The organism is Bradyrhizobium sp. CCBAU 11434 (assembly GCF_028128895.1).
Classification (GTDB): domain Bacteria; phylum Pseudomonadota; class Alphaproteobacteria; order Rhizobiales; family Xanthobacteraceae; genus Bradyrhizobium; species Bradyrhizobium zhengyangense.
In genome coordinates this window covers 119,026-142,460 of sequence record NZ_LBJX01000098.1, presented here as the reverse complement: position 1 = coordinate 142,460, position 23,435 = coordinate 119,026, and the positions used below count along the sequence as shown (strand labels likewise).

The window sequence follows — 23,435 nt, the reverse complement described above, 5'->3', positions numbered from 1 at the left end:
CGTGGAGCAGCAATCCGCTGGGGCTCTCTCTCGGTCCTCACCTCTCCCTACGGGGGAGGTGAGCAGCCTTACGCCCCGGTAACCACATTCGCTCGCATTTGAACGAATTTTTGTCTGCAAAACTGATGTGACGGTTTTACTGGATTCTCGCGTTTGTTCCCTAGTGTGGCTCCCAGAGGAATCCGGCGTCCTGCCCGCATCGGCAGGATGGCTCGCCAGGAACTGGACCAAGAATTGGGGTTATCGACATGGATGGGGCGAAGACGCTTCTACAGGATCTGGACGACGCAATCGCGCGCGGCACAGACGAGAGCCGGGCAAAGGCGTTGTGGCATGCGACTGATCTTCTGATCACAGGTCGCTACGTCGACGACGAGATCAGCATGTTCGGCGAGGTCATCGGCCGGCTTGCGGACGAAATCGAGGTCGCCGCGCGAACGCAGCTCTCCGAATTGATGGCAGGCTGCGATCACGCGCCGCTCAACGTCATCGAGAAGCTCGCGCTCGACGACGAGATCGCAGTCGCCGGCCCCGTGCTGCGCGACTCCAACCGGATCGGCGAGAAGGTGCTGGTCGAAAGCGCCATGACCAAGGGCCAGGCGCATCTGCTCGCGATCTCCCAGCGCGAGGCGATCGGCGAGGCCGTGACCGACGTTCTCGTCAAGCGTGGTAACCAGGAGGTTGTCACCTCGGTCGCCAGGAACGAGGGTGCGCGCTTCTCCGGCTCGGGCCTGCTGCACATGGTCCGCCGCGCCGAGGGCGATTCGATTCTTGCTGAACAACTTGGCCTGCGCAAGGACGTGCCGCGCCACATCTTCCAGCAGCTCATCTCCAAGGCATCGGAGGACGTCCGCCGCCGGCTCGGGACCGAGCGCCCGGAGATGATGTCGCAGATCCAGAGCTCGGTGACCGAGGTCACCGGCGATCTGCAGTCAAAGTTCGGCCCGTCCTCGCGCAGCTACTTCGTCGCCAAACGCGTGGTGACGACGCAGTACCGGCAGGGCAACCTCAACCAGGTCTCGATCTCGAACTATGCGCGCCAGCATCGCTTCGACGAGGTCCAGATCGGCCTGTCATTGTTGTCCTCGCTCCCGGTCGACGTGATCGAGCGCGCGCTGATGGATCGTAACCGCGAGATGATCCTTGTGCTGTGCAAGGCGCTCGACTTCTCCTGGGACACGACGATGTCGCTGTTGTTCCTCGGCGCCAAGGATCATCTGATCACGGCGCGCGAGCTTCACGACAACGAGCGCGATTTCAGCCGGCTGAAGATCGAGACCTCGCGCAGCATTCTGAAATTCTACCAGTCGCGCAAGAACAGCGCCGGCGCCGATCCCGCCACGGGTCGTCAGCCTGAGCTCCAGGTTCACTGAGCGGGATATCGAGGGAGTATTTGCAATGTTGCCTCAATTCGGCACCGCAGTTCGCAAGAACAAGAGCCTCGCCAAGCCGCTTTCCGCCGAGACGGGCGGGGCGGCTCCGGAGAAGGCCACAGTCGACGCCGCATGGCTCGTGCTGGAAGCCGCCAACGACCTCGGCGACCACGCCGCGATCGAAGCCTGCCGCCGCGTGATCGACGCCGAGCTGAACGGCACGGTCGCCGCCAGTGCGGACACCGATCTCGTGGTCGGATATTTCAGGTAAGCAAGCAAAGCTCAGTCTTGCTTGCGGGCGCTCGACGAGAGCCTGCTTAGCCGCAATTCCAGATCGCGCCGATCGGCGTCCGCGTCCAGCACGGTCCGAAGCTGCCGCCATTGTAGCGAGAGCCGCCAAAGCCGGGCCGGCCGAAATAATGCCATTCGCCGTCGAAGTAGCGGTAATAGGCCGGCACCGGATCGATGTACCAGGGGCGCTGGTTTTCGCGCGCATAACGACGAAAGCCGTTCTTCTGCATGAAGATCGGCTGGCTGTTGCTGAGCGGCTGGCGATAGCCCGGCAGGAAGCCATAGCCATGCCAGCTTTGCTTGGGCTTCTTTGCGACGGCCTCGGTCGGCGCAACGGCCGGCAGCAGCGACAGGATGGCAGCAATAAACAGACATGAGATGCGCGACATGGTCAGACCATAGACAGTCGATTGCCGGAAAGCCATTCAAATCCCAGTGGTTTTTTCGCGGCCCTCGCGCGCATAAAAAATTCGGCCGGGCCGAATCGCTGGCCCGGCCGTCATGTCCTTGTCGCTTAGGCGTTGGCGCCACCATCGACGGTGAGCGTCGAGCCGGTGATGTATTTTGCCTTCGCGCTCGCCAGGAACGCGACCGCATTGGCGATGTCGTCAGGCGCGCCGTAGCGGCCGACCGCCATGAACTGCTTCAGCGTTTCCGCGGTCGGGCCGTGGGCCGGGTTCATGTCGGTGTCGATCGAGCCCGGCTGCACCAGATTGACCGTGATGTCCTTGGGACCGAGCTCGCGCGCCAGTCCCTTCGTGAACGCTGATAGCGCCGACTTCGAGGCCGAGTATAGACCGAGCACCGGCGCCGGCACGCGATCCGCAAAATAGCTGCCGATGGTGATGATGCGCCCGCCCTTGCCGAGATGGCGCAGCGCGGCCTTGCTTGCCACGATCGGCGAACGGACGTTGACGTTCAAGAGCGCGTCGATGTCGGCGAGCGACATGTCGTTGAGGCCGCCCAGGCGCAAAATGCCGGCATTGTTGACGAGGATATCGAGCCCACCCAAGGCGGCGACGGTCTTGTCGACGGAAGCCTGGACGGCGGCGACATCGGCGCTGTCGGCCTGGATCGCTACGGCCTTCCGCCCGCTCGCCTTGATCGCATCGACGACCCCAGCGGCGCTGTCGGCGGATTTTTCGTAAGTGATGGCGACGTCCGCTCCTTCGGCGGCAAGCGCCTTCGCGATGGCCGCGCCGATACCCCTGCTTGCGCCCGTCACCAAGGCCCGTTTTCCCGTTAGCGTCATCGTGTTCTCCTATTCTGTAACGATCGACACAGAATATCTGGGATCTTGATCAGCCCGGTCAAGTCAATTATGTGTTGATCATTACAGAAAGAGACGTCATGGCGGGACGGCCACGGGAATTTGATCGCGAGGCGGCGCTGGAGGCGGCCATGCTGCTGTTCTGGCGCAAGGGCTATGGGGCAACCTCGATGAACGATCTGTGCGAGGCCATGGGCGTGCGCTCGCCGAGCCTCTATGCCGCGTTCGAGAGCAAGGAGGCGCTCTACCTCGCGGCGATCGAACATTACGTCGAGACCCAGGCGCCGCCGGTCTGGGGCAGGCTCGCGGAAGGCGCCCCCGCGCGTGAAGGCATCGAGAACTTCCTGTTCGCGGCGGCCGCGATCCTGCCGAAATCGCGCTCCGCGCCGGCGGGCTGCATGGCCGTGCTGGGCGCCGTCAGCGATGAGTGGCCAGCGCCGATTGCCCGCGCGATCAGGAAGATTCGCCTGGAGATGCTCGGCAATCTGCGTGCGCGGATAGAGGCTGCGATGACCGGCGGTGAACTGCCTGCCGCAACGGACGCCGATGCTCTGAGCCGGTTCTATCTCAGCGTCTATGAAGGAATGGCCATCCAGGCCAAGGACGGCGCGACGACCGACGAGCTCAAAGGTGCGGCGAGGGCGGCGATGGCGGCGTGGCCGGATCGTCCTTAGGCGGGGTAGAGGTTCGACGAGCTGCGAGCCCCGTCCAAGCAAAAAGGCCTCGCCGAAGCGAGGCCTTCTTGTTTCACGATGCTGGCACGACCTAATCGTCGTCCCAGTGATGACGGCGGATCACGACGCCGCGGTCGTAGTTGCGGTCGTGGTGGTACCAGCCATGATGCCAGCCGCGGTCATGCTCGTAGATGCGTGCACGCGGGCCGTAATCATCGCGGTCGCCGCCGACATAGACGCCGAAGCCAGCCGCGTTGGCGATGGTGGGGGCACCGATTGCAAGTGTCGCAACTGCCGCAAGGGCGTAAGTCAGCTTCCTCATCTGTTCCTCCTCCTTCTGCCTCGTCGGTTCGTCAACGGATGCCGCCGTCACCTGTTGCAGGAACTGACAAGAAACTTTCTTGAACCGCTGTTCAGGTTTCATGCGGTTCATCGTGAGAAAGCCAAAAACACGTGGTGAACTCCGCACGGTCTGGAACATTCGTGTCGAGCCAAAGGCAAGCATGTCGGAACCGCCTTCGATCCTGATTGTGGAGGATGAATATCCGCTTCAGGGCGTGCTCGAGAGCGTTCTGGCGGATGCCGGCTTTGCCTCCGACATCCTTTCGTCCGGTGAAGAGGCGATGACGGTGTTCGTCGCGCGCGGCAAGCGTCACAGGGCGCTGGTGACCGATGTCAATCTGGGCGGCAAGCTCAATGGCTGGGATCTCGCCCGGAGGATGCGGGAAAAGGATCCGGCCCTTCCGGTCGTGTACATCACGGGCAGCGCCGGTGCTGCATTGTGGACGTCGCAGGGCGTGCCCGACAGCGTGCTGCTGGAAAAGCCGTTTCATCCCGAACGGCTGGTTGCGGCGCTGATGAGGCTGTGAGCTGCCGGCATGTCATGCATCATCGCCTGATGCGATAGATCACGACGTCTTCGCCGTGATGCGAGGTGTGTTTCTCTAGCGCATAGTTCGCCTTCTCCAGCACGCGCCGCGAGGCGCAGTGCTCAACAGCGACGAGACCAATGAGGGACGGCAGCTTTAGCTGTGATAGCCCGATCTCGGTCAGCGCGGTCGCAATCTCGCTGGCGAGCCCCTGGCCCCAGAGGTCGCGTTTGAACGTGTAGGCAATCTCGACCTCGTCCACGCCGTCCACGAGGATATGCCTGATGCCGGCCCGCCCGGCGAATGCGCCGTCTTTCGTACGCAGCACCCAGAGCCCAAAGCCGTGCTGGTCCCAATGCGCCATATTGGTCGCGAGATAGGTCTTCGTGACCTCGGCGGAACGCACGCCACCGAGATAGCGGGAAACGTCCGGATCGAGATGGAGTGCGACGAGGTCGGCGAGGTGGTCCTCGCGCAGGCGCTGGGCCGTCAATCTCGCGGTGCTGAAATGATCCATGATTTGATCCATGGGGGCAGATGGCCGTGTTCGTCGCCCTGCGTCAGTGGTCGATATCGCTGGCGTCTCCAGAATGCCGATTGCGGCAAAGTGCCCCGCAGTCTATTGGTCCGCGCAGCAGGTAAGGGATGATGACGAGCAAAGTCCGCGAGTACATCGATTTCTGGATCGAGACCAGCGTTCACGCGGCAGAGCAGTACGGTACCCCCGGTGCCTCCCAGAGCGTGAACGACCTGGTCAGTCGCCTCATTGAGGGAGCCCGGGGCCAGGGTATTTCCGAACGGGACATGGCGAACGAAGTTGGCGACCTGACGGGATACGTCCGGGACAAGCTCTCCGCTGCGAACCGGGCGGAAAACGATCGCCGTCACTAGGCCTTGTCATCGGCGTGTCGCAGCCAAGATGGGACGAACGCGGCGTTATTCCGGCGCTCGCAATCCGGGCGATCTCAGCCAGTCGCTCATGTGCGAGCCGGTCTCGCACTGGCGGGCTTTCCGGAGCATTTCGTCACGGATCGCTCCGGGCTCGAGCGCCTTGGCTTCCTCGCGAAGCCGCTTGGCCTCGGTGGCCAGGCGTGTCTCCAGGTTCGCGACCTGTTTGCTCCGACGGCGCTCCATGACGACACTCCTTGGCGAAAAGGCCGGAACCTCAATCCCGGATCGAGGAACAAGTTCCTCTGTGGGGCACCCCTCCGGATCGCAGTGTTCGAAATCGTACACAGTCGGGGGCTTCCCACAACTATCGTTCCACCGCTGATGGAACCAGTTGTTCCCTGCTGCGTTGGGCCCCGGCATATTGGGGGTCTCAGCGCGTCACGCTGGGCGATCGTGTTGCCGGGGGCAACGACTTACCGACAAATTCAGCAGTACGCAGGCGGGCATTTGCCACCGAAGTGCCGCCTACGCTCAACGAGTGGCTGCGGTTGTGCGTGATCAAGGAGAACAGGAATGGCTGGGCAAGTGGGCAGTGACGTCGCATCGCTCGTAACCCGAAACGAGCAAAACATTCTCCCCGAATGGGTCGAATTGCAAAAGAACGCCGGCACGCTGCACACCGGACGCATTTCGGAAGGCGAACTGCAGTCCCAGTCCAGAAACTTCCTCCATCTGCTGCGCGACGCGCTGACGCAATCCGGAACAGACACGTCAGCGGCGCCTTACGAGCCCGCGAAAGCCATGCTGACCGAACTGTCGCGAAGCCGCGCATTGCAGGGCTTTTCTCCGAGCGAGACGGCCACATTCGTCTTTTCGCTCAAGCAGCCGCTGTTCAATGCGCTGAACCGCGACAAGACCTTGTCCGGGGAGCAGATCGCGTCGACGGTGTGGTCGTTGACCGTTCTGCTCGACGAGCTCGGTCTGTTCACGCTGGAAATCTTCCAGAAGAGTCGCGAAGAGATCATTGTCCGCCAGCAGCGTGAGATCGCCGAGCTGTCGACTCCCGTCGTCAAGCTGTGGGAGGGCATTCTGGCCCTGCCGCTGATCGGCACGCTCGACAGCCAGCGCACCCAAGTGGTGATGGAAAACCTTCTGCAGACGATCGTGGACTCCGAGGCCGAGATCGCCATCATCGATATTACCGGCGTGCCGACGGTCGACACGCTCACGGCCCAGCATCTCCTGAAGACCGTCGCGGCGGCGCGCCTGATGGGCGCCGATTGCCTGATCAGCGGCATCAGGCCGCAGATCGCCCAGACCATGGTGCATCTCGGCGTCGAGCTGAACGTGATCTCGAAAGCGTCTCTGGCTGACGCCTTCGCAGTTGCATTGCGGCAAACCGGGCGAGCCGTTGTCAAGGCCAGGAGGATCGAGGGCTTCGCGCTTCCGGAGAAGAGCGGCAGGCAGGGCGCCTGACGATGGATCGCATTCCCATCCTCAAGTTCGGCAATGCGCTGCTTGTCACCATCCAGGTCGACATGCACGACCGACTGGCGACCGCGTTGGAAGAAGATCTGACCAGCAGAATCGTCTCGAACAATGCGCGCGGCGTCTTGATCGACATTTCGGCGCTCGAGGTCGTCGACAGTTTCATCGGCCGGATGCTCGACAACATCGCAGCGGTCTCGCGTATTCTCGACGCTGACACGGTCGTCGTCGGCATGCGGCCGGCCGTCGCGATCACGCTGGTCGAGCTTGGCCTGTCGCTGACCGGAGTGAAAACCGCGCTGAACGTCGAGCGCGGCATGGCCATGATCCATGATCGCCTCGCCGGTTCGGAGGCTGACGATGCCGACGACGAAGACTGAACGTCTCGGGATCAGGATCTCGGACGACGTGGTTCGGGTGCGGCAGCTGACCCGGACGTTCGCGCTCGAGGTCGGCCTCGGTCTGGTCGACCAGACCAAGGTCGTCACGGCGGCCAGTGAGCTTGCGCGCAATACGCTCGACTATGGCGGGGGTGGCGACGTGACCGCGGAGATCGTGGAGCAAGGCGGCCGCCGCGGCGTCCGGTTGACCTTCGAGGACAAAGGCCCCGGCATTGCCGACATCGAGCAGGCCCTCAAGGACGGTTTCACCTCCGGCAAGGGCATGGGCCTCGGCTTAGGGGGCGCCAAGCGACTTTGCAACGAATTTTCGATCGTCTCGGAGCCGGGCTTAGGCACTAAAGTCACAATCGCACGTTGGAAGTGATGATGAAATCCGTCGGCGTCAACGATCCAAGCGGCGTCGCGGAGGCAAGGCGGGCAGCAACTGATCTCGCCCAACGCGTCGGCTTCAACGAGACTGATAAGGGCAAGCTCGCCCTGATCGCGACCGAACTTTCAACCAACCTCGTCAAGCACGGCTCGGGCGGGGAAATTCTCGTCGGAGCCTATGAGGACAATGAAAGCCAGGGCATTGAAGTTCTTGCCCTAGACAAGGGTGCCGGCATGAGCAACGTCGCCGCATGCCTCGAAGACGGCTACTCCAGCGCAGGCACCGCCGGGCGCGGCCTGGGCGCCGTGGTACGGCAATCGCACTTCGTCGATATCGGCTCGTGGCCGGGGGTAGGGACTGCCGTGTTGGCGCGTGTTGCGCATGGCGCTGCGCCTTCCCTCAAGCCGCCGACTGTCCCAACCTGGGGCGCCGTCTCGATTGCCAAGGCGGGCGAAGATGTCTGCGGCGATGCCTGGAGCCTCTCCAACACGGGAGATGTCCGCACGCTCTTCGTGGCAGACGGCCTCGGGCACGGGCCGGAGGCGGCCGAAGCTGCCGTCGAGGCGGTGCGAATTTTCCATCGCTATAATGGTCATACCGTCGCCAACCTGCTTGACTACGTCCATGGCGGCCTGCGCGCGACACGCGGCGCGGCCGTGTCCATCGCCCGCTTCGACCCCGCAACCGGGAACGTCAACTTTGCCGGGATCGGCAATGTCGCTGGCGTCATCATCGCCGCGGGCGAGACCAAACGGATGGTGTCGATGGCGGGGACGGCGGGTTTCAACACGCGAAAAATCCGCGCCTTCGATTACCCGTTCACGCAAGGCCTGATCATTCTGCATTCGGACGGTCTGGCCTCAAGCTGGACGGTCGACCGTTACCCCAATCTGGCCGCGCTTCATCCCTCGCTGATCGCCGCGATCCTCTATCGCGATTTCAGTCGCCATCGCGACGACGCGACCGTGCTCGTGGCCAAATGGTGAAGGTTATGGCAGCAACCTCGAAACACTGGCCCATCGTCACAGTCCCGATCGAGAACGAGAGCGATGTCGTCACAGTTCGGCAGCGTGCCCATCGCGTCGCCGATCTCTTGGGGTTCGAAAGACAGGACCAGACCCGGATCGCGACTGCGGTCTCCGAGCTCGCACGCAATGCCTATGGCTATGCCGGCGGCGGCCGCGCCGAATTCGTGCTCGATGCGGCGACGATCCCTCAACGCTTCGTCGTTCGCATCTGCGACAGCGGACCGGGCATCGACAATCTCCAGCTCATCCTCGACGGGCAATATCGTTCGCCGAGCGGGATGGGGCTCGGCCTGATCGGCGCGCGCCGTCTGATGGACACGTTCAGCATCGATTCCGTGCCCGGCAAAGGGACAACTGTCGAAGTTGGGCAGAAGCTGCCGCTCCGCGTCGCGCCATGGCCGCGCGCCAAGCTCACCGACATCGTGTCCAGCCTGAAGAAGGAGACGTCGTCAGATCCGCTTGCGGCGCTGCGGGAGCAGAACCGCGAGCTGATGCAGAATCTGGAGGAGCTGCGGCGCCGCGAAGAGGAAAGCCAGCAGCTCAACCAGGAGCTCGGCGACACCAATCGCGGCGTGGTGGCGCTCTATGCCGAGCTCGACGGGCGCGCCGAGCAGTTGCGCCAGGCGAGCGAGCTCAAGACGCGCTTCCTCTCGAACATGAGCCACGAGTTCAGGACGCCATTGAATTCCGTGCTGGCGCTGTCGCGCCTGCTGCTTGACCGCATCGACGGCGATTTGACGCCGGAGCAGGAGCGACAGGTCGGCTACATCAGGCGATCCGCCGAAAGCCTGCTCGAACTTGTCAACGACATGCTGGACCTGGCCAAGGTCGAGGCCGGCAAGGCGGAGATCAAGCCCGTGCGGTTCGCGGTCACCAGCCTGTTCGGCGCCTTGCGCGGAGCGCTGAAGCCGCTGTTGACCAGCACGGCGGTCGAACTTCTGTTCGAATCGCCGAAAGACCTGCCGCCGCTCTACACCGACGAGGCAAAGGTCGCGCAGATCCTGCGTAATTTGATCTCGAACGCGCTGAAATTTACCGAAGAAGGCGAGGTGCGGGTGACCTCGCGCACCAGTGACAACGGCGCCAGCGTGGTGTTCTCCGTTCGCGACACCGGCATCGGGATTGCGTCGGAGCACCATGAACGCATCTTCGAGGAGTTCTCGCAGGTCGACACGAAGCTGCAAAGAAAGGTGAAGGGCACGGGGCTTGGCCTTCCGTTGTCGCGATCTCTGGCGCGCCTGCTGGGCGGCGACCTCACGGTCGAGAGCGAACCGGGGCAGGGTTCGGTGTTCTCGCTGAAGATTCCGGCCTCGCTCGGCGATCCGGACCGCGAGATGCCGATTCCTGCCGGCGACGGCAGCAGGAGTGTGCTGCTGATCGACGACGACGAGACGTTCCGTTACGTCATGCGGCAGATCGTCGGCAACGAGACGCGTTACGAGTTCATGGAGGCCGACGGCGGCGAGGAAGGACTGCGGCTCGCGCGGGAAAGAAAGCCCGATGTCATCGTGCTCGACCTGCAAATGCCCGCGATCGACGGCTTCACCGTGCTCCAACAGCTCGCCGCGGACGACCGCACCAACGACATCCCTGTCGTCATCTCGACCTCGATGACGATCGATGGATCGCTCCGATCGCGTCTCCCCGAACATGTGCGCCTGATCTCCAAGAATGCGATCTCCCGGGAGAGCGTGTCCTCCTTCCTGCGTGACGCGGTTCAGGGGGCCACATGAGCGCCAGCGAAAAGGTCGTCGTGCTGAACGTCGACGATCTCGAATCTCAGCGCTATGTGAAGACACGCGACCTGAACGCTGCCGGATTTGCCGTGATCGAGGCCCAGACCGGCGCGGAAGCGCTCCGCCTGATCGAGCAGCACAAGCCGCCTGTCGTGCTGCTTGACGTTCAATTGCCCGACATCAGCGGCTTCGAGGTCTGCGCCTTCATCAAGCAGAAATGGCCCCAGGTGATGGTGTTGCAGACATCGGCGACCTTCACTGCGACAGAGGATCGAGTGAGCGGACTGAACGCGGGCGCCGATTCCTACCTCGTGCAGCCTGCCGAACCGGTCGAGCTTGCCGCTGCGATCAATGCGCTGCTGCGCGTGCGCCGCTCCGAGGATGCCTTGCGAACGCTGAACGCCACGCTGGACAAACAGGTTCGAGAGCGCACCGAAGAGCTTGAAAAGGCCAACGCGCAATTACATCGGGAAATCGTGCAGCGCCGCAAGGCAGAATCCGAGTTGTTGCAGGCCCAGAAGATGGAAGCCGTCGGACAGTTGACCGGCGGTCTCGCACACGATTTCAACAATCTCCTGACCGCGGTGGTCGGCAATCTCGACCTGATCCGTGCTCGCGCGACCGAGCCGCGCATTACGCGGCTTGCGGAGAACGCCTTCAAGGCGGCCGAGCGCGGTTCGAAGCTCACGGCGCAATTGCTGGCGTTTTCACGGACGCAGAAGCTTGCGACCGAATCCGTCGACCTCAATCGCCTGATCATGAACGCATCCGAGCTACTCAACACCTCGCTCGGCGCCAGCATTTCGATCAAGACCGAGCTTGATGCGCGTGCGCCTTTCGTGGTCGCCGATTACAACCAGCTCGAGGTCAGCCTGCTCAATCTGGCGATTAATGCCCGAGACGCGATGCCAGATGGCGGAACATTGACGATCACGACCGCCTGCGACGATCCGGACAATCGCCGGGTCATGCTGTCAGTGGCGGACACCGGGAAAGGCATGCCGCCCGATGTCATAGCCCGCGCCTTCGATCCGTTCTTCACCACCAAGCCTCCCGGCAAGGGGACGGGTCTTGGCCTCTCGCAGGTCTATGGCCTGGTGCGGCAGATGGGCGGAGACGTCGACATCAAGAGCGAGGTCGGCAAAGGCACCTTGGTGCAACTGTCGCTACGCCGGTCAATCGCCGGCACCGAGACGGCCGCCGAAGCGCAGGCTGCCGCCGAAAGCGGACGTGCCGAGCGCATTCTGGTCGTGGACGATGATCATGACGTCCGCGGCCTGATGACCAGCTTTCTGGCCGAAATCGGATACGTCGTGCACGAGGCCGACCACGGCAATGCGGCGCTCGCGATGCAGAAAACCGTGAACCCGCAATTGATGATCATCGATTTCTCAATGCCCGGCACCAACGGCGCCGAGGTCGTCAAGGCGGCGCGAGCCGTGCAACCCTCGCTCCCGGTCTTGTTCGTGAGCGGCTACGCCGATTCCGCAGCGCTGGAAGCTGCAATGGGGAACGCGCCGTTTCTGCGCAAGCCGTTCCGGCCCGCCGAGCTTGCCTCGGCGGTTCGGACGGCACTGGATTCAGACAGCTCGCATCAGTGAACCGATCGGGAGCGTCTGTCCCCCAAGCCCGTCGTAATCCTTCGATGGTGCCATTGTGCCAGTGTTTTGCCCGACGCGTCAACGGATTTTCCGAAGCGCGTAGCCGGTTGGAGCGCAGCGGGGCCGGCCGGGCATCGCGCGAGGGACCCCCCCGTCTACTGTGCATGGGGTTGTTTTCGCGTTTTGGTTTTGCCGGGCGCTAGCCGGCGCCCAGCGCAACCGCGACGTTGTAGGTCAACAGGCTCGCCGCATAGGCCAGCACCAACATGTAAGTGAAGGTCGCCGCCATCCAGCCCCAGCTTCCGGTCTCGCGCCTGATGACGGCGAGGGTCGAGGCGCATTGCGGGGCGAAGATGTACCAGGCGAGCATCGACAGCGCGGTGGCGAGCGACCATTTCGTCGCCAGCACCTGGCCGATCTGCTCCGCCGCTTCCTTGCCGCCCTCGATCGCATAGACCGTGCCGAGCGCTGCGACCGCGACCTCGCGCGCCGCCATGCCCGGGATCAGCGCGACCGCGATCTGCCAGTTGAAGCCCACAGGCGCGAGCAGCGGCTCGATCGCCTTGCCGATGATGGCAGCGAGGCTGAAGTCGATCGCGGGCTCCGTCGAGCCTGCCGGCGGCTGCGGGAACGAGGCCAGGAACCAGATCAGCACCATCATCGAGAATATCGTGGTGCCGGCGCGCTGCAGGAACATCTTTGCGCGGGTGAAGATGCCGATGGCGATCGATTTCAGCCGTGGCACCTTGTAGTCCGGCAGCTCCAGCATGAAGGGGGCAGGCGCATAGTCGCGCAGCATGAAGAATTTGATGAGGAACGAGACGGCCAGCGCGCTGGTGATTCCGGCGGCATAGAGGCCGAACATCACGAGGCCCTGCAAATTGATGAAGCCCAAGACGTCCCTTGCCGGAATGAACGCCGAGATGATCAGCGTGTAGACGGGGATGCGCGCCGAGCAGGTCATCAGCGGCGCGATCAGGATCGTGGTCAGCCGGTCGCGCTTGTTGTCGATGACGCGCGTCGCCATGATGCCGGGAATGGCGCAGGCAAAGCTCGACAGCAGCGGAATGAAGGCGCGGCCATGCAGGCCGGCGCCGCCCATGATGCGGTCCATCAGGAACGCGGCGCGCGCCATGTAGCCGAAATCTTCCAGCAGCAGGATGAACAGGAAGATGATGATGATCTGCGGCAGGAACACGATGACGCTGCCGACGCCCGAGATCACGCCGTTCTGAAGGAAGCTCTGCAACAGGCCCGCGGGCAGGGTGGCGTGCACGAACTCGCCGAGCGCATCGAAGCCGGATTGCAGCAGCTCCATCAGCGGCTGCGCCCAGGCGAACACCGCCTGGAACATCACGAACAGGATCAGCGCCAGCACGATCAGGCCGCCGACCGGATGCAGCACGATCGCATCGATCCGCGCGGTCAAGGTGTCGGGCCTGGCAGGCAGGCTGACGCAGTCCGAGATAATGCGGTCGGCCTCGCGCTGGGTCGCGCGCAGCTCGGAGACGCTGAGTGCGCGCCAGTTGTTTGGCTGCGGCTCGGCGGCGAGTTTTGCGGAGATCTCGTCGGTCAGCTTCAAGAGGTCGGCCGTGCCGCCCTTGCGCACCGCGATCGAGGTGACCACGGGCACGCCGAGCTCCTTGGCGAGCCTGTCGACATCGACCGAGATGCCGCGGCGGTTCGCGATGTCGAACATGTTGAGCACCAGCACCAGCGGCCGGCCGGTGCGCTTCAGCTCGAGCAGCAGGCGGATGGTGAGACGCAGATTGGTGGAGTCCGCAACGCACAGCACGAGGTCAGGTACGATCTCGCCGGAGGCCTTGCCGAGCACGAAGTCGCGGGTGATCTCCTCGTCGGGGCTGCGGCCGCGCAACGAATAGGTGCCGGGCAGGTCGACGATCGAGACCTGGCGCCCGAGCGGCGTGACGAAAAAACCTTCCTTGCGCTCGACGGTGACACCCGGATAGTTCGCGACCTTCTGCCGACTGCCGGTCAGCGCATTGAACAGCGAGGTCTTGCCGCTGTTTGGCGTGCCCACCAGGGCGAGATGCAGAAGGGGTAATTCCATGGAAACAGATATCCGGTCGCGCGCTTAAGCGACGATGATGGCCATGGCCTCACGGCGGCGCACCGCGATGGTGATGTTGTCGACACGCACGGCGATCGGGTCGCGCCCGACCAGCCCCTCGTGCAGGACCTCGACCCGGGCGCCCTCGACGAAGCCGAGCTCGATCAGCCGGCTCTCGAGCTCGATATCCGAGAGAGCCGAGCCCGCCTCCTTGGCGGCGAGGTGCTGGATGACGCCGGTGTAGCCGCGCTGGGCCAGGCCCAGCGGCATCTCGCGGCGCATATCATGAGTGTCGGTCATGCCCTGTATTTTCAACGCAAGGCATGTAGGTCAAGCGCGCGCGCCCATGGAAACTGCACCTTAGAGGGATTTTAAAGTGCAGATCACGAAGCCGTGCCCAGGCGCCGGCGCTATTGCGCCGGAACCTTGTCCGGCTGCATGGCGGCCAGGGCGCGGCTCTTGAAGTAGTCGAGCACGAACAGGCGGATCGCCGAGGACAAATTGCCCTGCTGGCGGGCGCCGTCGATCTCGCCGACGAGCTCGGACAGCGTCATGTTGCGCAGGCCCGAGATCTCCTTCATGCCGTTCCAGAACGCCTCTTCCAGGCTGACGCTGGTCTTGTGGCCGGCGACCACGATCGAACGCTTCACGACGGGCGACTTCATGGCTGCTCCTCGCGATCGATCCGGTGCTGGTCCAGATGCGCCTTCGCCTGGTCCGCCTGCTTCTCCTCCGCCGATCGATCGGCCTTCGTGCGGCCGAACTTCGTTCGGTTGGCGTCCGCCTGCTTCGCCGAGGCTTCCCGCTCGGCGCGCTTCCTGAAACGATTCAGGTTGATGACGTTCCCCATGCCGCGTCTCCATCACCTGATCCTCTGCCGGCAGGATGTTACATTCAGAAACAGGGCGCGGCCTCGCGCCCCACAAGGCTTGATCGTGGTCATTCGCTTGTCCTCGTCAATTGGCCTCGAGGGCCATCAAACGATGAATTTCGCCCCGTCACGGGCACGAAGGCATTGCGTAGCACGCACCTCCGCAGGAACATTGACGGTAATCAAATCCTGCGCCCTAAACCTCATAATTATGAGCTTCAGGGCTCCGTATCACTACGGATGACTATCGGAATTCGGAATTCACCCGGGCCGCGTCATCTTCTCCGGCTGCACCAGGCGGTCGAATTCGTCGGCCGAGACGAAGCCGAGCCGCAGCGCCTCCTCCTTCAGCGTGGTGCCGTTGGCATGCGCGGTCTTGGCCACCTTGGCGGCGTTGTCGTAGCCGATCTTCGGCGCGAGCGCAGTCACCAGCATCAGCGAACGCTCCATCAGCTCCTTGATGTGCTTTTCGTCGGCGCGAATGCCGCTGACGCAATGCTCGGTGAAGGAGCGCGCCGCGTCCGCCATCAGGCGGATCGAGTGCAGCATGTTGTAGGCGAGCACGGGCTTGTAGACGTTGAGCTCGAAATGACCCTGGCTGCCGGCGACCGTGATCGCTGTATGATTGCCGAACACCTGGCAGCACACCATGGTCATCGCCTCGCATTGCGTCGGATTGACCTTGCCCGGCATGATCGATGAGCCCGGCTCGTTCTCCGGCAGGATCAGTTCGCCCAGCCCCGAGCGCGGGCCCGATCCGAGCAGGCGGATGTCGTTGGCGATCTTGAACAGGCCTGTGGCGACGGAATTGATGGCGCCGTGCGCCAGCACATAGGCGTCGTTGGACGCGAGTGCCTCGAATTTGTTGGCGGCGCTCGTGAAGGGAAGCTTCGTGATCCCGGCAACGTGCTTTGCAAATAGCCTTGCAAAGCGCGGCTTGGAGTTGAGGCCGGTGCCGACAGCCGTGCCGCCCTGCGCCAGCGGATAGAGATCCTTCACTGCGACCTTCAGTCGCGCGATGCCGCTTTCGACCTGCGCGGCATAGCCGGAAAATTCCTGGCCAAGCGTCAGCGGTGTCGCGTCCTGGGTGTGCGTGCGGCCGATCTTCACGATCTTGGCGAACTCCTTCTCCTTCTTGCGGAGCGCGCGGTGCAGTTCGCCGAGGGCTGGGACAAGATCGGCATTGATGCGGCTTGCGGCAGCGATGTGCATCGCGGTCGGAAAGGAGTCGTTCGACGACTGGCTCATGTTGACGTGGTCGTTGGGATGCACGGGCTTCTTGGCGCCGAGTTCGCCACCGAGGAGCTCGTTGGCGCGGTTAGCGATGACCTCGTTGAGGTTCATGTTGCTCTGGGTGCCCGAGCCGGTCTGCCACACCACCAGCGGGAAATGATCGTCGAGCTTGCCCTCGATCACCTCGTGCGCGGCACGGATGATGGCGCCGGCTCTGCGCTTGTCGAGCAGGCCGAGCTCGAGGTTGGACTGTGCCGCCGCAAGCTTGACGATGCCGAGCGCATGGACCAGCGAGATCGGCATGCGATCGATGCCGATGCGGAAATTCTGCCGCGAGCGTTCGGTCTGCGCCCCCCAATAACGATCTGCGGGCACCTCGATGGGACCGAAACTGTCGGTCTCGGTGCGGGTCGCGGGGCGGGCGGTCTTCGCAGCTTTGGCCATGAGCACATCCATTCTGCCGCGCGCGGTGCCGCACGGCGTATTCATGTGCTCTTCTATATAGGGAGTTTGGCCGGACGCGACGGTCTCGCGGCCAAGCCAGATCATTTCTTGCGGAAACGATCGAGCCGAACGACTTCGGCGCCGCCCTGGTTCGGCGGGCTCGGCTCTTCCGCGGTCTCCGTCGGCTCAACGGCCGGCGTGGGCATCGCGACAGCCGACGGGGCAGGGGCAGCCGGCAAATTCTCGCCCGCCACCTCGTCGACATCGGCGGTTTCGAACTGGAGGCCGAACTTCACGGACGGGTCGAGGAAGCTCTTGATGGCGCTGAACGGCACCACCAGCCGCTCCGGGATGCCGCCGAAGGAGAGGCCGACCTCGAAACGGTCCTCAAGCACAGTCAGGTCCCAGAATTGGTGCTGCAGAATGATCGTCATCTCTTCCGGATATTGCGCCAGCAATCGGCTGGATAGCTTCACGCCCTCGCCCTTCGATAGGAAGGTGATGAAGAAATGATGCTCGCCCGGCAGGCCATGGACCGCAGCGTCAGTCAGCACTTTCTTGACCACGCCGCGCATAGCCTCGCTCGCCAGCACGTCGTATCGGATGTGATCGGTCGCCATGGTGGTCCTGTTGCATTCCAGGAGACGGGCCCCGCCGGTCCGACTCGCCAAGCCGCAATAGTACCGCGCCTGACGGGTCGGCAGGAGTCCCCGCCGGGAAGGAAATCAGAGGTAAGTGGAGGCTTCTGTTGCCAGGTGCCTCCGAACCCCGCCTAACGGAGCTTAACCCGTTAGGACTTTAAGTTGGTCTTTCAAACTGCGTTACGCAGCCTGAGCAACCGGAGCAAAGTTGTCGTTGGCAACTATTGCAGTAGCCCGATAACGGCGGAACAATACCGGGAAAAAGCACGCCCTTTACGCCCTCGTCGATCCTATTTCGCCCCCGCCAAAGCCCGCTTTCGGGTCAGCCCGTTGGTGGGCTTTGGTGGAGGCGCCGGGTACCGCCCCCGGGTCCGAATGGTTTATTGCGACGACCGTTTATTTCCATAGCCGGCGAACCGGCACCCCCAATATAGGGGGCAAAGGTTTCAAAAAACAGAGGTTTCGAGCGGTGAGGGCACGGTTCCCTTTGGATAGGTCCGAGATCGCCCGCAGCCTGATCTTGGCCGCCCTGCGGCTCGCGTTCTAAGCTCCTGACATGTCCACGGATTCAGCACCGGCCGCCCAAGAGCCGGATCATCCCGCAATCCACGCCCCTCCGCCCGGCCTGCCAGCACTGTTCCTGGCCTTCGCCCGGATGTCGCTGGCCGGCTTCGGCGGCGTCCTGGTATTTGCCAGACACGCCATAGTCGACCAGCACCGCTGGATGACGGCGGATGAGTTCAACGAGACCTTCGCGCTCTGCCATTTCCTGCCCGGGCCTAACATCGTCAATCTGTCGATGGTGTTCGGATCGCGGCTGCGCGGCATCGCCGGCGGTGTCGCGGCCTTCACTGGGCTTTTGCTGCCGCCGACGTTGATCATGACGGTGCTCGCGATCATCTACGCCCGGTTCGGCGATGTGGAGGTGTTGCGCCGCATTCTCGCAGGTATCTCCTGCGCCGCGGTCGGCCTGCTGATCGCCGTGGTCTTTAGGATGATGACGCCGCTGCTCAAGCAGATGGACGTCGTCGTGCTCATCCTGATGCTTGGCGTGTTCACAGCCATTGGCGTGTTTCGCTGGCCGTTGCAGGCGGTGTTGCTCATTGCAATCCCGCTCAGCATCGCGGTCACCTATGTGATGCGACGGAAGGTAGCAGCATGAACAGCCAGAACCCGATCTGGGCGCTGATCTCCACCTTTGGACTTATGTCTTTGTTCGCGGTCGGTGGCGCTGCCGCCGCAGTGCCCGAGATGCACCGCGTCGCCGTCGATGTGCATCACTGGATGACCGACAAGCAGTTCGCGGATGCCTATGCGATCGCGCAGCTCTCGCCGGGTCCAAACGTGCTGATCGTCACCTTGATCGGCTATGCCGTTGCCGGCATTCCAGGCGCGCTGGCCGCGACGCTCGCGATGTGCCTGCCGACCGCGCTGCTTGCCTACTATGTCAGCCGGCTGCTGAATCGGCCGAACCAATCGCGCTGGCCTGCCCTGATCCAGGCTGCATTGGTTCCGCTGTCGATCGGATTGATGGCGGCGAGTGCCTTGATCCTCGCACGGTCGACCGATCGCACCATTGCTGCGCTGCTTCTGACCGCGACGGTTGCAGTGATCGCTTCCGTTACGCGGGTCAATCCGTTGTGGCTTCTACTCGCAGGCGGACTGTTGGGTTTTGCTGGTATTGTGTGATGAAAATCGCTAGGCAATGATCAGGGGCGGATCGATTTCCAGCCGAATAGAACAACAGTGCTCGTGACTTACGGGTCGCGGAGGAGACATGCATGGCCGACACAATGGGCCACTCGGCAACAGCCACCAAAAACACCTCGGTGGCCCTCGGCTTCTGCCTGCTGGCGCTCGCCCCTCAGATTTTCGAATTGATCTGGTCGATCGGGACGATCTTCGGCTGGGGCGCCGGACGCGGTCCGGCCACGGTCCTGATCAGCCACACGACTGCGCTCGTCGCCGGCGCGCCGGCTGCGCTGCTCGGCGCAATCGGCGGTGAGACCAAGAAGGCATCATCGGATGTTTTGTTGGCGCTGATCTATTCCTATCCGTTGTTTGCAGTGGCGATCGTCACGCTGTTCATGACGATCAAGTCGGGGCAGGACTACATCGGCGGCGTCATCCTGATGGCCCTCGCGCTGTTCGCGCTGTGGGCCTCGAGCGATTTGCAGGGCATGCGCGGCTTCTCCTTCGGTGCGGGCACCGCGCCGCGGATGTTCGGCGGACTGCTGGTGGCTTTGTCCGCGGCCATCGCCCTGACCGGCCTTTTGCATGAGGGACCGGCACTCGCACATTATTCCTGGCGAGGGCCGCTGTTCGTGATGTGCGCGATCCTGTTCTTCGCCCTGGCGATCCGGCCTCTGGGCCTCGTGGTCTCGGCATTCGTGAGCTTCATGATCGCTGCACTCGGATCGCATGAAACACGCTGGGTGGAGGCCGCCATCGTCGGCGCCTGTTTGACGCTCGGCTGTGCGCTGCTCTTCCCCTACGTGCTCGGCCTGCCGATGCCGATGTTCCCGCGTTTCCTGGTTCAGTGAGGCTGTCATGGAGCTTTTTGCCAACCTCGCTCACGGTTTCGTCGTCGCTTTCTCTCCGATCAACCTTCTGATGTGCCTGATCGGCGCGCTCGTCGGCACGCTGGTCGGCGTGCTGCCGGGCATCGGCACCATCGCCACCGTCGCGATGCTGCTGCCGATCACCTTCGGATTGCCGCCGGTCGGCGCGCTGATCATGCTCGCCGGCATTTATTACGGTGCCCAGTATGGCGGCTCGACCACCTCGATCCTGGTCAACATTCCAGGCGAGGCGACATCGGTCGTCACCGCCATCGACGGTCACGCCATGGCCAAGCAGGGCCGCGCCGGTCCGGCGCTGGCGATTGCCGCGATCGGCTCGTTCTTCGCCGGCTGCGTTGCGACCGTGCTCATCGCCGTGCTTGGGGCGCCGCTCACGAAGCTCGCGCTGGCGTTCGGGCCGGCGGAGTATTTCTCGCTGATGGTGCTCGGCCTGATCTTCGCGGTCGTGCTCGCCAAGGGCTCGGTGCTGAAGGCGATCGCGATGATCGTGTTTGGCCTGCTGCTGTCGATGGTCGGCTCTGATATCGAGACCGGTGCCTCGCGCATGGCCTTCAACATTCCGGAGCTTGCCGACGGTCTCGGCTTTGCAACGGTTGCAATGGGCGTGTTCGGTTTTGCCGAGATCATCCGCAATCTCGACGCCGGCGCCGAGATGAACCGCGATCTCGTGCAGCAGAAGATCACCGGCCTGATGCCGACCAGGAAGGACCTGATCGACTCGGCGCCCGCGATCCTGCGCGGCACCGCGCTCGGCTCGATCCTCGGTATCCTGCCTGGCGGCGGTGCGGTGATTGCGTCGTTTGCGGCCTATACGCTGGAGAAGAAGCTCGCCAAGGATCCGCGGCGGTTCGGCCGCGGCGCGATCGAGGGCGTGGCGGCGCCGGAAAGCGCCAACAACGCGGCTGCGCAGACCTCCTTCATCCCGCTGCTCACCCTCGGCATTCCGCCGAACGCGGTGATGGCGCTGATGGTGGGGGCGATGACCATTCACGGCATCGTGCCGGGTCCGCAAGTGATGCAGAAGCAGCCGGACCTCGTCTGGGGCATGATCGCCTCGATGTGGATCGGCAATCTCATGCTGATCATCATCAACCTGCCGCTGGTCGGCATCTGGGTGCGCCTCCTGCGCGTGCCATACCGGCTGATGTTCCCCTCGATCGTGATCTTCTGCGCGATCGGCATCTACTCGGTGAACAACGCGCCGGTCGATGTCATCCTCGCCGGCGTGTTCGGCCTGGTCGGCTATTGGCTGATCAAGCATGATTTCGAGCCGGCGCCGCTGCTGCTCGGCATGGTGCTCGGACCGCTAATGGAAGAAAACCTTCGCCGTGCGCTGCTGATCTCGCGTGGTGACTGGAGCGTATTCCTGACGCGTCCACTCTCGGCTGCGCTGCTCGCGATCGCGGCCTTCCTGCTGGTGCTCACGCTGCTACCCATGCTACGCGCCAAGCGCGACGAGGTGTTCACCGAATCCGAGAATTGAGAAGTGGACTCCGGTGCTCGGCCGGCAAGTTTAATCAGAATAATCAAGCTGATAGGAGAGGGGCGGGACGCGAGTTCCGCCCCTTGTCGTTTGCGGCGGGAAGGGTCACCTTTTCAGGGTATAATCTGTGGGCGCAGCGAATCGCCGCTGTTGCAGCGCAGGGGGCGCCGTTATGTTCGCCGCCTCCCCAAAGGCTCATTTGGCACATGCACCAGTATCAGGACCTGCTTGAGCGGATTCTTTCAGACGGCGCCGAGAAGACGGATCGGACCGGCACCGGCACGCTGTCGCTGTTCGGCCATCAGATGCGCTTCAATTTGTCCGCCGGCTTCCCGATGCTGACGACCAAGCGGCTGCCGCTGAAGGCGATCGTGCATGAGCTGTTGTGGTTCCTGAAGGGCGACACCAACATCAAATATCTCCGCGACAACGGCGTCACCATCTGGGACGAATGGGCTGACGCCAATGGCGATCTTGGCCCGGTCTACGGGCATCAGTGGCGCTCCTGGCCCGCGCCTGATGGGCGCAGCATCGACCAGATCGCCAACGTCGTCGACATGATCAAGCGCAATCCGGACTCGCGCCGCCTGATCGTCTCGGCCTGGAATCCGGCCGAGGTCGACAAGATGGCGCTGCCGCCGTGCCACTGCCTGTTCCAGTTCTACGTCGCCAATGGAAAACTGTCGTGCCAGCTCTATCAGCGTTCGGCCGACGTGTTCCTCGGCGTGCCCTTCAACATCGCTTCCTACGCGCTGCTCACCATGATGGTGGCGCAGGTCACGGGCCTCAAGCCCGGCGACTTCGTGCATTCGTTCGGCGACACCCATCTCTATTCGAACCATCTGGAGCAGGCGCGCCTCCAGCTCTCCCGCGCGCCGCGCGCGCTGCCGGCGATGAAGATCAACCCTGACGTGAAGGACATCTTCTCCTTCCGCTACGAGGATTTCGAGCTCGTCGGTTACGATCCGCATCCGCATATCAAGGCGGAAGTCGCGGTCTAGAGCATGATCCGGAACAGCGTGAAGCGGTTTTCCCTCGCGACAAGCGCAAAATGCGTTTGCGCCGCGATCATGCGGGCACTGTAAGGCGATGTCGCTCAACATCCGCCGCGCGCGCTCGGACGAAGCCGGGCTCGTTCTGGATTTCGTCCGCGAGCTTGCCGCGTACGAGAAGCTCTCGCATGAGGTCGAGGCGACCGAAGCTGACATTGCGGACGCCTTGTTCGGTCACGATCCCAGGCTGTTTTGTGCGATCGCCGAATGGAACGGCGAAGCTGTCGGGTTTGCAGTGTGGTTCCTGAATTTCTCGACCTTCAGCGGCCGTCATGGCGTCTATCTCGAAGATTTGTATGTGCGGCCGTCGCATCGGGGCAAGGGTCTCGGCAAGGCGCTGCTGATCTATCTGGCGAGGGAATGCGTCGATAACGGCTGGTCGCGCCTGCAATGGGCGGTGCTCGACTGGAACGCGCCCTCGATTGCGTTCTACAAGTCGCTCGGCGCCGCGATGATGGACGACTGGACGCTGTGTCGTGTTACGGGGCCTGCGTTGACGCGACTTGCAGGGGGCTCGTCCTGATGGAGATCGTGTTCGTCGTCGCGATCGCGGAGAACGGCGTCATCGGCGCTGGCAATGCGATGCCGTGGCGTTTGAAATCCGACATGGCGCGCTTCAAGGCGCTTACTATCGGCAAGCCCGTGATCATGGGCCGCAAGACCTTCGAGTCTTTGCCGCGCCGGCCGCTGCCCAACCGCACCAACATCGTGATCACGCGCGATGCGGCCTATCGCGCCGCCGGCGCCATCGTCACGACATCGGGGGCGGACGCGTTCGCGGTTGCGCTTGGCGATGCCCTGCGGCGTTCGGCCGCTGAAATTGCCGTGATCGGTGGCGCCGAAATCTTCCGGCAATGGCTCGATCGTGCTGACCGCCTCGAGATCACGGAAGTGCATGCGCTGCCCGGCGGCGACACGCATTTCGACATCGACAAGGCAACGTGGGAGGAGACGGCGCGCGTCCGCCATCCCGCCGGCCCGGACGACAGCGCCGACTACTCCTATGTGACATATCGTCGGCGGCCGCCCCATTAACCGCATTCGCCAATGTTTACATTGACTTTTT

General features: G+C 63.2%; 29 protein-coding genes and 1 other RNA gene. 18 read left to right on the top strand and 12 right to left on the bottom strand.

What is annotated here, in order from left to right:
• Window positions 1-248 precede the first annotated feature (248 nt).
• Both XI06_RS30035 and XI06_RS30030 read left to right on the top strand, forming a co-directional pair.
• Entirely contained in the window at window positions 249-1,373 is a 1,125-nt protein-coding gene (locus tag XI06_RS30035; protein WP_237866136.1) for a DUF2336 domain-containing protein, read from the top strand.
• A gap of 25 nt (window positions 1,374-1,398) precedes the next feature.
• A complete protein-coding gene (locus XI06_RS30030; protein ID WP_237890585.1) occupies window positions 1,399-1,644 on the top strand; it encodes a hypothetical protein in 246 nt (81 codons plus the stop codon).
• Between the two features lie 46 nt (window positions 1,645-1,690).
• Here the strand turns inward: XI06_RS30030 and XI06_RS30025 are convergent, their stop codons facing one another.
• Together XI06_RS30025 and XI06_RS30020 are read right to left on the bottom strand one after the other, a co-directional pair.
• Entirely contained in the window at window positions 1,691-2,089 is a 399-nt protein-coding gene (locus XI06_RS30025; protein WP_237871295.1) for a hypothetical protein, read from the bottom strand.
• A gap of 89 nt (window positions 2,090-2,178) precedes the next feature.
• A complete protein-coding gene (locus XI06_RS30020) occupies window positions 2,179-2,916 on the bottom strand; it encodes a 3-oxoacyl-ACP reductase family protein (protein WP_237890588.1) in 738 nt (245 codons plus the stop codon).
• A 98-nt stretch (window positions 2,917-3,014) separates the two neighbouring features.
• Here XI06_RS30020 and XI06_RS30015 point away from each other — a divergent pair, with 98 nt between their 5' ends.
• Window positions 3,015-3,608: a TetR/AcrR family transcriptional regulator gene (locus XI06_RS30015; RefSeq protein ID WP_237890589.1), complete on the top strand. Its 594-nt coding sequence runs from the start codon at window positions 3,015-3,017 to the stop codon at window positions 3,606-3,608.
• A gap of 91 nt (window positions 3,609-3,699) precedes the next feature.
• On the opposite strand, the gene XI06_RS30010 is transcribed toward XI06_RS30015, so the two are convergent.
• Entirely contained in the window at window positions 3,700-3,930 is a 231-nt protein-coding gene (locus tag XI06_RS30010; protein ID WP_237871289.1) for a hypothetical protein, read from the bottom strand.
• Between the two features lie 100 nt (window positions 3,931-4,030).
• Here XI06_RS30010 and XI06_RS30005 point away from each other — a divergent pair, with 100 nt between their 5' ends.
• A complete protein-coding gene (locus tag XI06_RS30005; protein WP_333909375.1) occupies window positions 4,031-4,477 on the top strand; it encodes a response regulator in 447 nt (148 codons plus the stop codon).
• A 19-nt stretch (window positions 4,478-4,496) separates the two neighbouring features.
• Here the strand turns inward: XI06_RS30005 and XI06_RS30000 are convergent, their stop codons facing one another.
• On the bottom strand, window positions 4,497-4,994 hold the full coding sequence (locus XI06_RS30000) for a GNAT family N-acetyltransferase (RefSeq protein WP_237866130.1): 498 nt from the start codon (window positions 4,992-4,994) through the stop codon (window positions 4,497-4,499).
• A 128-nt stretch (window positions 4,995-5,122) separates the two neighbouring features.
• On the opposite strand from XI06_RS30000, the gene XI06_RS29995 reads away from it, so the two are divergent.
• A complete protein-coding gene (locus XI06_RS29995) occupies window positions 5,123-5,368 on the top strand; it encodes a hypothetical protein (RefSeq protein WP_237866129.1) in 246 nt (81 codons plus the stop codon).
• 45 nt (window positions 5,369-5,413) lie between these two features.
• On the opposite strand, the gene XI06_RS29990 is transcribed toward XI06_RS29995, so the two are convergent.
• Complete coding sequence (locus XI06_RS29990; protein WP_237866128.1) at window positions 5,414-5,611, bottom strand: hypothetical protein; 198 nt, start codon at window positions 5,609-5,611, stop codon at window positions 5,414-5,416.
• Between the two features lie 330 nt (window positions 5,612-5,941).
• Here XI06_RS29990 and XI06_RS29985 point away from each other — a divergent pair, with 330 nt between their 5' ends.
• From XI06_RS29985 to XI06_RS29960, 6 genes are read left to right on the top strand one after another with little or no spacing between them, the layout of a single operon-like run.
• Window positions 5,942-6,844, top strand: coding sequence for an STAS domain-containing protein (locus XI06_RS29985; protein WP_237866127.1), 903 nt, complete (start codon window positions 5,942-5,944; stop codon window positions 6,842-6,844).
• A gap of 2 nt (window positions 6,845-6,846) precedes the next feature.
• Window positions 6,847-7,236, top strand: coding sequence for an STAS domain-containing protein (locus XI06_RS29980; protein ID WP_148775837.1), 390 nt, complete (start codon window positions 6,847-6,849; stop codon window positions 7,234-7,236).
• Complete coding sequence (locus XI06_RS29975) at window positions 7,217-7,621, top strand: anti-sigma regulatory factor (protein WP_237866126.1); 405 nt, start codon at window positions 7,217-7,219, stop codon at window positions 7,619-7,621. The genes XI06_RS29980 and XI06_RS29975 overlap by 20 nt, the downstream gene beginning before the upstream one ends.
• Entirely contained in the window at window positions 7,621-8,613 is a 993-nt protein-coding gene (locus XI06_RS29970; RefSeq protein ID WP_271607102.1) for an ATP-binding SpoIIE family protein phosphatase, read from the top strand. Before XI06_RS29975 ends, XI06_RS29970 begins: the two co-directional genes overlap by 1 nt.
• A gap of 5 nt (window positions 8,614-8,618) precedes the next feature.
• Complete coding sequence (locus tag XI06_RS29965; protein WP_237890594.1) at window positions 8,619-10,388, top strand: ATP-binding protein; 1,770 nt, start codon at window positions 8,619-8,621, stop codon at window positions 10,386-10,388.
• Complete coding sequence (locus XI06_RS29960; RefSeq protein WP_237890598.1) at window positions 10,385-11,992, top strand: response regulator; 1,608 nt, start codon at window positions 10,385-10,387, stop codon at window positions 11,990-11,992. The genes XI06_RS29965 and XI06_RS29960 overlap by 4 nt, the downstream gene beginning before the upstream one ends.
• A gap of 199 nt (window positions 11,993-12,191) precedes the next feature.
• Here XI06_RS29960 and feoB read toward each other — a convergent pair whose 3' ends face one another.
• From feoB to ssrA, 7 genes are all read right to left on the bottom strand, one after another.
• On the bottom strand, window positions 12,192-14,063 hold the full coding sequence (gene feoB / locus XI06_RS29955; protein WP_237866122.1) for a ferrous iron transporter B: 1,872 nt from the start codon (window positions 14,061-14,063) through the stop codon (window positions 12,192-12,194).
• A 24-nt stretch (window positions 14,064-14,087) separates the two neighbouring features.
• Window positions 14,088-14,363 (bottom strand): FeoA family protein, encoded by a 276-nt coding sequence (locus tag XI06_RS29950; RefSeq protein ID WP_237866121.1) that lies wholly within the window; start codon window positions 14,361-14,363, stop codon window positions 14,088-14,090.
• Window positions 14,364-14,473: 110 nt separating this feature from the next.
• The gene (locus tag XI06_RS29945; RefSeq protein WP_194466717.1) at window positions 14,474-14,728 is read right to left on the bottom strand and encodes a ribbon-helix-helix domain-containing protein; all 255 of its coding nucleotides are present in this window, start codon (window positions 14,726-14,728) and stop codon (window positions 14,474-14,476) included.
• Entirely contained in the window at window positions 14,725-14,913 is a 189-nt protein-coding gene (locus XI06_RS29940) for a DUF4169 family protein (protein WP_237866120.1), read from the bottom strand. Before XI06_RS29940 ends, XI06_RS29945 begins: the two co-directional genes overlap by 4 nt.
• A gap of 282 nt (window positions 14,914-15,195) precedes the next feature.
• On the bottom strand, window positions 15,196-16,623 hold the full coding sequence (gene fumC, locus XI06_RS29935) for a class II fumarate hydratase (RefSeq protein WP_237866186.1): 1,428 nt from the start codon (window positions 16,621-16,623) through the stop codon (window positions 15,196-15,198).
• Window positions 16,624-16,712: 89 nt separating this feature from the next.
• The gene (locus XI06_RS29930) at window positions 16,713-17,231 is read right to left on the bottom strand and encodes an SspB family protein (RefSeq protein ID WP_237890605.1); all 519 of its coding nucleotides are present in this window, start codon (window positions 17,229-17,231) and stop codon (window positions 16,713-16,715) included.
• A 114-nt stretch (window positions 17,232-17,345) separates the two neighbouring features.
• Window positions 17,346-17,712: a transfer-messenger RNA gene (gene ssrA / locus XI06_RS29925) on the bottom strand.
• A 96-nt stretch (window positions 17,713-17,808) separates the two neighbouring features.
• On the opposite strand from ssrA, the gene XI06_RS29920 reads away from it, so the two are divergent.
• The 7 genes from XI06_RS29920 to XI06_RS29890 all read left to right on the top strand — a co-directional run bounded on the left by XI06_RS29920 (window position 17,809) and on the right by XI06_RS29890 (window position 23,404).
• Window positions 17,809-18,414: a chromate transporter gene (locus XI06_RS29920; protein WP_237890612.1), complete on the top strand. Its 606-nt coding sequence runs from the start codon at window positions 17,809-17,811 to the stop codon at window positions 18,412-18,414.
• A complete protein-coding gene (locus tag XI06_RS29915; protein WP_237866117.1) occupies window positions 18,411-18,941 on the top strand; it encodes a chromate transporter in 531 nt (176 codons plus the stop codon). Before XI06_RS29920 ends, XI06_RS29915 begins: the two co-directional genes overlap by 4 nt.
• 92 nt (window positions 18,942-19,033) lie before the next feature.
• On the top strand, window positions 19,034-19,795 hold the full coding sequence (locus tag XI06_RS29910) for a tripartite tricarboxylate transporter TctB family protein (RefSeq protein ID WP_237866116.1): 762 nt from the start codon (window positions 19,034-19,036) through the stop codon (window positions 19,793-19,795).
• Between the two features lie 7 nt (window positions 19,796-19,802).
• The gene (locus tag XI06_RS29905; RefSeq protein ID WP_237866115.1) at window positions 19,803-21,317 is read left to right on the top strand and encodes a tripartite tricarboxylate transporter permease; all 1,515 of its coding nucleotides are present in this window, start codon (window positions 19,803-19,805) and stop codon (window positions 21,315-21,317) included.
• A 206-nt stretch (window positions 21,318-21,523) separates the two neighbouring features.
• Entirely contained in the window at window positions 21,524-22,318 is a 795-nt protein-coding gene (locus XI06_RS29900) for a thymidylate synthase (RefSeq protein ID WP_237866114.1), read from the top strand.
• An 88-nt stretch (window positions 22,319-22,406) separates the two neighbouring features.
• Window positions 22,407-22,892 carry a GNAT family N-acetyltransferase gene (locus XI06_RS29895; protein ID WP_237866113.1) on the top strand — a complete coding sequence of 162 codons (486 nt, stop codon included), beginning with the start codon at window positions 22,407-22,409 and terminating at the stop codon, window positions 22,890-22,892.
• Entirely contained in the window at window positions 22,892-23,404 is a 513-nt protein-coding gene (locus tag XI06_RS29890; protein ID WP_237866112.1) for a dihydrofolate reductase, read from the top strand. The genes XI06_RS29895 and XI06_RS29890 overlap by 1 nt, the downstream gene beginning before the upstream one ends.
• The last annotated feature ends 31 nt before the right edge of the window (window positions 23,405-23,435 follow it).